The organism is Pseudomonas sp., assembly GCF_050739655.1.
Classification (GTDB): Bacteria; Pseudomonadota; Gammaproteobacteria; order Pseudomonadales; family Pseudomonadaceae; genus Aquipseudomonas.
In genome coordinates this window covers 1-2,401 of record NZ_JBOIBY010000591.1, presented here as the reverse complement: position 1 = coordinate 2,401, position 2,401 = coordinate 1, and the positions used below count along the sequence as shown (strand labels likewise).

Annotated in this window: 3 protein-coding genes; all 3 read left to right on the top strand. The window is 57.0% G+C overall.

Annotated elements, in window-relative coordinates; translation table 11 throughout:
• The first annotated feature begins 158 nt into the window (after positions 1 to 158).
• The 3 genes from ACRESJ_RS28275 (at position 159) to ACRESJ_RS28265 (ending at position 2,356) form a co-directional block, all read left to right on the top strand.
• Positions 159 to 515, top strand: a complete 357-nt coding sequence (locus ACRESJ_RS28275; protein WP_431760818.1) for a hypothetical protein — start codon at positions 159 to 161, stop codon at positions 513 to 515.
• 152 nt (positions 516 to 667) lie between these two features.
• Entirely contained in the window at positions 668 to 1,171 is a 504-nt protein-coding gene (locus ACRESJ_RS28270; RefSeq protein WP_431760817.1) for a hypothetical protein, read from the top strand.
• A 24-nt stretch (positions 1,172 to 1,195) separates the two neighbouring features.
• Complete coding sequence (locus tag ACRESJ_RS28265) at positions 1,196 to 2,356, top strand: pyocin knob domain-containing protein (protein WP_431760816.1); 1,161 nt, start codon at positions 1,196 to 1,198, stop codon at positions 2,354 to 2,356.
• Positions 2,357 to 2,401 lie beyond the last annotated feature (45 nt).

Below are 2,401 nucleotides of genomic sequence, written 5' to 3'. Positions count from 1 at the left end.
TCGCCGGACAGCAAGGATGGATTCTGAACAAGGACGGCACGTTAGAAATTAACGGCATCGTTCCTGGGCAGGGGCGGTTGGTGATTAACTCATTGAACGTATCGGTCTACGACGCCAACAACGTGTTGCGCGTACGTCTCGGCTATCTGGGGTGAAATATGGCTTCATTTGGCCTGCGTGTCTTTGACGAGAACGGTCAGCTTGGCATGGACACCAACAGCTTCACCTACCAGGTGATCTGGCAGGGCGTGATCGACTTCAGTGGATCTACGCCCAGCTACACGCTGAACATCTCAGGCTTCAAACCGGCGAACTGCGTCTTCATGATCATTCCGACCAGAGTGCAGGACGTGCAATCGTCAGAAGGGGACGGCTTGGGAAACACCAAGTCCTACCCCTTCGTCACCACTGCCGTAGGCCAGGTGACTGTACTTCCCAAAAACCCATCAGCCGGCGCCTCGGTCCTCCAAACAAGGATTGTCGCCAAGGCTTACGCGATAAGGTTCGCGACATGAGCTATGGATTTCAGAGCATCAACGACAATTCGTATGTTCAGATTGATTCAGAAGCGCCACGGCTGTGCATGCTGACCAAAGGGTCGTACTCAGGAACTACCAATGCGTCGGGGACTTTTGCCAGGCCAGTCACCAGCCAAGATCCGCCTTTAGTGTTCATTCGCCCAGATCAAGGCGTGATCCAGGTGCCTATATCGGTATGGTTCACCGGTGGCCCGGGAAACTGGACCGGGTTCACCATGAAGGCGTCCAACGTCACCGCAACGCTGAGCGGTCAATATTTCGTGGCTGCCTGGGCCTCTATGGGTACTGCGGCGTACGGGATGCGACTGTGGGGAGCCGGCGGCGAACTGGTATACGACAGCGGGGCTCCGGCAGTGGTGGTGACATTCGCTGCCGGTAACTGGACTTATCTCGGCGATGAGGTGCTGACCGTAGGTCGTCGTTACATCTGGAGTATCAGCAAGCTACTCGGGTCGGGTGAATACATCTCCATCAACCCTTTCGCCATGAACTGCCACAACGGGGCAAGCGGTGGTGGCTGCGCGATAGGCGTGGATTACGCCAATAGCCGAATCCTCATGTACAGCCTCGCCACAACAGCCTGGACCAATCAGGGCCACCGACCATTCCTCTGCGCCAAATTACTGGCCTAAAACTCAAATTTCTGGAGATATTCTATGCCCTGGTATAAGTCAGGGGTGGTGGCGTGCACCCTAAATTCGAATGCTGTGATCGGCACTGGTACGGCGTTTATTGCCAATGCCCGCGTCGGTGATGCCTTTCGCGGTCCGGACGGCGGCTGGTATGAAGTCACAAACATTGCCAGCGACACGGCCTTGTCGATCTCGCCGAACTACCAGGGAGCGACGAACGCCGCGGGGGCTTATGCGCTGGCTCCCATGCAGGGTTATGTCAAGGATTCTGCCGACGCGCTGCGGACTCTGGTCAACGCCTACGGGGCGAAGCTGGCTGCGCTGGGTACCACCGGTAACTACGATATTCTGCCGGTGGACAAAGGCGGGACTGGCGGTACAACAGCTTTAGGGACGGCGGCTTTCCTCGCTGCCACAACTTCCGTAACCGATGCAACTTCAGGGCGGGCGGTCAGAGTAGGTGACTTCGGTCTAGGTGTTCCGATCAATCTTCCCCCTGCAACCGATCTGAACAATGTGAAGACGTCGGGTCGCTATTACTGCAGCACGCCGCAAAACTCACCTGCTGGAAATGGGTGGTTGGACGTCCAGAACCTTGATGGTGCTTACTGCGAGCAAACGTTCTTCGGCGTTACAGGCGACTCCCAGCACTTCAGAGTTATCAGCAACAATGTCCCCGGTCCGTGGCGCAAGGCGCTTCATGATGGGACCCCACCGGCATTCGGCCTTTCTATTTTCATGTCTGCTAGCGCTGCGTCCGCAAGAACGCTGCTTGCGCTTAGCAATGCGGCGATCGCGCCGATTGTCGGCTCGGTCAGTCAATCTGCCGGTGTGCCGACGGGGGCGATCATTGAGCGCGGGAGTAATGCCGCGGGCGAGTTCACCAAGTACGCAGACGGGGCTGTGATCATGTCCGGCCGGCTGAGCCCCGCCGGTTTGACGTGGACCGCGGGAACCGGCGTTCGATACGCACTATCTCCGAACGTCACCCTTCCTACTCCTATTGTTTCAGGTCGCATTGCATTCCATACGAACAATGGCGATGTGAGCGGTTTGTCCGCGTACGTTTCGGCAGCAACGCTGGGCACTTCCGCGATTACAATTATTTATTACGCGGCCCCGGCCGGCACCACTGGTTCTGCTGTTCCGACCACTGATTACGTCATTCACGGGAGATGGTTTTAATGAGAATTGAGCTTCGGCCTCAGCGCCGTGACGATGCTATAGAGG